The following is a 4998-nucleotide window of genomic DNA, read 5'->3' on the forward strand; positions in this document are numbered from 1 at the left end:
CGATCCCGACCCGGCGACGGCCGCCGAGCTGGCCGCGTGCGCGCCCGACGAGCTGGCGGCGCGTTTCGCGCGGCCGCTCAGGTTCGGCACCGCGGGCCTGCGCGGTCCGGTCCGCGGCGGGCCGGACGCCATGAATGTGGCGGTGGTGTCGCGTGCCACCTGGGCGGTGGCGCAGGTGCTGCGCGGCCGCGGCCTGGCCGGCGCGCCGGTAATCGTCGGGCGCGACTCCCGGCACGGCTCCGCCGTCTTCGCCACCGTCACCGCCGAAGTGCTTGCCGCCCAAGGCTTCTCCGTTCAATTGCTACCCGGCCCGGTGCCGACGCCGGTGGTCGCGTTCGCGGTGCGCCGCACCGGCGCCGCCGCCGGCATCCAGATCACCGCGTCGCACAACCCGCCGGCCGACAACGGCTACAAGGTCTACGCCGACGGCGGCATCCAGATCGTCTCCCCCACCGACCGCGAGATCGAGACGGCGATGGCCGGAGCGCCCCCGGCCGACGAAATCGCCAGGGCGCCGGTGCAGCCCACCGGCACCGATGTGGTCGAGCGCTACGTCGCCCGCGCCGCGGCGGTGCGGCGCGGCACCGGGACGGCGCGGGTGGCGCTGACGCCGCTGCACGGGGTCGGTGGCGCCGTGGCCGTGGCGGCGTTGCAGCGCGCCGGCTTCGATCGGGTGCACACGGTGGGCGCGCAGTTCGCGCCGGACCCCGACTTCCCCACCGTCGCCTTCCCCAACCCCGAGGAGCCCGGCGCCACCGACGCGTTGCTCGCCCTGGCCGCCGACGTCACGGCCGACGTCGCGATCGCGCTGGATCCCGACGCCGACCGGTGCGCGGTCGCCATCCCCACCGCGTCGGGCTGGCGGATGCTGTCCGGGGACGAAACCGGTTGGCTGCTCGGCGATTACATCCTGTCGCGGAGCACCGACCCCCGGGCGGCGGTGGTGGCCAGCTCCGTGGTGTCGTCGCGGATGCTGGCGGCGATCGCGCACCGCTACGGGGCCACCCACGTCGAGACTCTCACCGGTTTCAAGTGGCTGGCGCGCGCCGACGCGGGCGTGCCCGGCGGCACGCTGGTCTACGCCTATGAGGAGGCGATCGGGCACTGCGTCGACCCGGACGCCGTGCGGGACAAGGACGGCATCAGCGCGGCCGTGCTGGTGTGCGACCTGGTGGCCACGCTGAAGGACCGGGGCCGTTCGGTGGGTGACGCGCTCGACGACCTCGCCCGGCGGTACGGCGTGCACGACGTCGCCGCGGTGTCCCGCCGTGTCGACGGCACCGCCGAGGCGGGCGAGTTGATGCGTCGGCTGCGGGCCGCGCCACCGGGAACGCTGGCCGGGTTCACCGCAACGCTCACCGACATCACCGACGCGGTGATCCTCACCGGCGGCGACGACGGCACGTCGGTCAGACTGGTGGTGCGACCGTCCGGCACCGAGCCGAAGTTGAAGTGCTACATCGAGGTTCGTTGCGCCGTGGCCGGCGGCCTGGACGACGCCCGCCGGCGCGCCGGCGCGTTGCGCGACGAGCTGATGTCGGTGGCGCGAAGCTTCTAGCAGCTAGCGAGGACCATACTGGCGGTCCCCGGCATCGCCGAGGCCGGGGACGATGTAGGCGTTCTCGTTGAGCCCGTCATCGACGGCCACGGTGAAAAGCCGGGCCGTGGGCACCGTTTCCCCAAGCGCGGCAACGCCTTCCGGGGCGGCCACCGCGCACAGCACCGTGATGTCGGTGGCGCCGCGCTCGAGCAGCAGGCCGACGGTGTACTTCAGCGACCCACCGGTGGCCAGCATCGGGTCGAGCACCAGCACCGGCAGGCCGGCCAGCTCGTCGGGCAGCGACTCGAAATAACCTGTGGGCCGGTGGGTTTCCTCGTTACGGGCCACGCCGACGAATCCGACCCGGGCTTGCGGCAACAGCGCGAGCGCCTGGTCGACCATGCCCAGTCCGGCCCGCAGCACCGGCACCAGCAGGGGCGGCTTGGCCAGCCGCACCCCCAGCGTTTCGCCCACCGGTGTGCGGATTCCGAAGGTCTCGCGGGGCGCGTCCCGGGTGGCCTCGTAGACCAGCATCGCGGTCACGTCGCGCAGCGCCGCCCGGAAGCCGTCGTCGGCGGTGCGTTCGTCGCGCATCGTCGTCAGCCGGGCGACCGCCAGCGGGTGATCGACAACGCGCACCTCCACGGTGTTCGACCCTATATAACAATCCGGCCGCTTTTCGTTAAACGCCCCGCCGAAACCGGCCGCGTCGGCGCGGCCCGTGGCTCGCGTCACCCTATGCTCCCGTGATGCCGGGCGGAATGAGGGGTTCAACGGGGTTGACCGGCAGGGCATTTCGCATCCTGCACCTGCTCTGCGCGGTCGCGCTGGTGGGGCTCGCGGCCGGCCCGCTGAGCGCGCGCATCGGCCTTGTGGCGGCGGCGATTCCGCAGCCCGCGCACATCGTGATCGTGGTGGAGGAGAACCGCTCCGAAGCCAACATCATCGGCAACAAGTCGGCGCCCTTCATCACCGCCCTGGCCGCCAGCGGCGCCAACATGGTGCAGTCGTTCGCCGAAACCCACCCCAGCGAGCCGAATTACCTGGCGATGTTCGCCGGCAGCACCTTCGGCGTTACCAGCGACCGGTGCCCGGTCAACGCGGGCGACGCCCCCAACCTGGGTTCGGAATTGCTCGCCGCGGGCTACACGTTCGCCGGTTTCGCCGAAGGCCTGCCCGCGGTCGGCTCGCCGGCCTGCACCGCAGGCAAGTACGCGCGCAAGCACGTGCCCTGGGCCAATTTCACCAACGTGCCGCCGGCGAACTCCCTGCCGTTCTCCGCGTTCCCGATGGGCAATTACGCGAGCCTGCCCACCGTGTCGTTCGTCATCCCCAACAACGACGACAACATGCACGACGGGTCGATCGCGCAGGCCGACACCTGGCTCAACCGCGAGCTGTCGGGTTACGCCAACTGGGCGGTGGCCAACAACAGCCTGCTGATCGTGACGTGGGACGAGGACGACAATTCCAGCCGCAACCAGATCCCGACCATCTTCTACGGCGCGCACGTGGTCCCCGGCAACTACGCCGAGCGGATCAACCACTACAACCTGCTCTCCACGATCGAGCAGATGTACGGGCTGCCCAAGACCGGATACGCGGCCGGCGCGCCGCCGATCGCCGATATCTGGGGCTAGAACCCGATGGCCCGATGGCCCGCGTCTTCGGCCGCCGTCGCTATTGTGTGCCGCATGGCTGCTGACCTCGTGCCCATCCGCCTGAGCCTGTCCGACGGCGACCGCTACACCATGTGGGCGCCCCGCTGGCGCGACGCCGGCGACGAGTGGGAGGCCTTCCTCGGCAAGGACGAGGACCTGTACGTCTTCGAAAGCGTCGCCGACCTGGTCGCGTTCGTGCGCTCCGACACCGACAACGACCTGGTCGATCACCCGGCGTGGAAGGACCTGACATCGGCGCACGCGCACAAGTTCGCGCCGGCCGGGGACAAGCAATTCGATCTGGTCGCGGTCGAGGAGCTGGTGTCGGAGAAGCCCACCGAGGACTCGGTGACCGGGCTGGCCCGCACGCTGTCGCTCGTCTCGTCCATCGGGTCGGTGTGCGAGCTCCCGGCGGTGTCGAAATTCTTCAACGGCAACCCGACGCTGGGCACCGTGTCGGGCGGGATCGACCACTTCGCGGGCAAGGCCGGCCTCAAACGCTGGAACGCGATCGGCGAGATTATCGGCCGGGGCTGGGACGACGTGCTGGGCGCGATCGAGGGCATCGTGACCACCCCCGAGGTGGACGAGAAGCTGTCGGCCAAGGCGGCCGACGAGCTGGCCGAGGAGCCGGAGGAAGACGAGGCCGAAGACACCGAGGCCGGCGCGGAGGCGGAGGAGGCCGCGGACGAGGCCGACGAGGCCGAGGAGGCCCTGGAGGATGACGTCGAGGCCGACGAGGAGCCCCGCGCGGCCGGCGACACCGTGATCCTGGGCAGCGACGAGGATTTCTGGCAGCAGGTGGGCATCGACCCGATTCGGATCATGACGAGTTCGGGCACCTTCTACACGCTGCGGTGCTACCTGGACGACCGCCCGATCTTCCTGGGCCGCAACGGGCGCATCAGCGTGTTCACCTCCGAGCGGGCGCTGGCCCGCTACCTCGCCGACGAGCACGACCACGACCTTGCCGACCTGAGCACCTACGACGACATCCGCACCGCGGCCACCGACGGCTCGCTGGAGGTCAAGGTCACCGAGGACAACATCTACGTGCTCAGCGGGCTGGCCGATGACATCGCCGACGGGCCGGACGCCGTGGACCGCGACCAGCTGGACCTGGCCGTCGAGCTGCTCCGCGACATCGGCGACTACTCGGAGGAGGGCACGGTCGATAAGGCGCTCGAGACGGGGCGCCCGCTGGGCAAGCTGGTGGCCTACGTGCTCGAGCCCGGCTCGGTCGGCAAGCCGTCGGCGCCATACGCGGCGGCGGTGCGGGAGTGGGAGAACCTGGAGCAGTTCGTCGACGGGCGGCTGCGCAGGGAGTAGCCCCCGTTTGACGGGCCCGGAAGTCTCCTCTTTACTGGCGGGTGTCGCTTCCCGGGATAGGCCCGTTGCCCCTGTACGGCTTTCAGCGCCCGGGCATGCTCGTGTTCGGTTTGCTGCCGCTGGGCTTGTTGGCGGTCTACATCCTGGTCCAGGCCCGCCGCCGGCGCCGGCTGCGCCGGTTCACCGAGGAGGCCGTGCCGCAGTCGCCGAGGCGGCACCTTCCGATCGCGGTGGCGCTGCTCAGCCTGATCCTGTTGACCATCGCGCTGGCCACCCCCACCCACGACATGCGTATCCCCCGCAACCGGGCTGTCGTCGTGCTGGTCATCGACATGTCGCAGTCGATGCGGGCGACCGACGTCCCCCCCGACCGGCTGACCGCCGCCAAGGTGGCCGGCAAGCAGTTCGCCGACGAGCTGACGCCGGCCATCAACCTGGGGCTGGTGGAATTCGCGGCCAACGCGTCGC

The 4998-nt window shown here is 71.0% G+C and carries 5 protein-coding genes; 4 read left to right on the forward strand and 1 reads right to left on the reverse strand.

Annotation, left to right across the window (positions count from 1 at the left end; genetic code table 11):
* Nucleotides 1-1558 (forward strand): phospho-sugar mutase (locus tag A9X05_RS21575; RefSeq protein WP_156736887.1); only part of this gene is annotated, 1558 nt, incomplete at its 5' end.
* A 3-nt stretch (nt 1559-1561) separates the two neighbouring features.
* On the opposite strand, the gene upp is transcribed toward A9X05_RS21575, so the two are convergent.
* Complete coding sequence (gene upp, locus A9X05_RS21580; RefSeq protein ID WP_067783975.1) at nt 1562-2185, reverse strand: uracil phosphoribosyltransferase; 624 nt, start codon at nt 2183-2185, stop codon at nt 1562-1564.
* A 116-nt stretch (nt 2186-2301) separates the two neighbouring features.
* On the opposite strand from upp, the gene A9X05_RS21585 reads away from it, so the two are divergent.
* The 3 genes from A9X05_RS21585 to A9X05_RS21595 form a co-directional block, all read left to right on the forward strand.
* Nucleotides 2302-3180 carry an alkaline phosphatase family protein gene (locus A9X05_RS21585; protein ID WP_067783978.1) on the forward strand — a complete coding sequence of 293 codons (879 nt, stop codon included), beginning with the start codon at nt 2302-2304 and terminating at the stop codon, nt 3178-3180.
* A gap of 54 nt (nt 3181-3234) precedes the next feature.
* Complete coding sequence (locus A9X05_RS21590) at nt 3235-4530, forward strand: primosomal protein (protein WP_067783976.1); 1296 nt, start codon at nt 3235-3237, stop codon at nt 4528-4530.
* Between the two features lie 41 nt (nt 4531-4571).
* On the forward strand, nt 4572-4998 hold a 427-nt coding region (locus tag A9X05_RS21595; protein WP_156736891.1), incomplete at its 3' end, for a VWA domain-containing protein.

It is taken from the genome of Mycobacterium sp. E3298, assembly GCF_001666895.1.
Lineage (GTDB): Bacteria > Actinomycetota > Actinomycetes > Mycobacteriales > Mycobacteriaceae > Mycobacterium.

Coding starts and splice junctions, on each gene's coding strand:
- A9X05_RS21590 (WP_067783976.1), top strand. CDS start 3,235: ATGGCTGCTGACCTCGTGCCCATCCGCCTGAGCCTGTCCGACGGCGAC.
- A9X05_RS21585 (WP_067783978.1), top strand. CDS start 2,302: ATGAGGGGTTCAACGGGGTTGACCGGCAGGGCATTTCGCATCCTGCAC.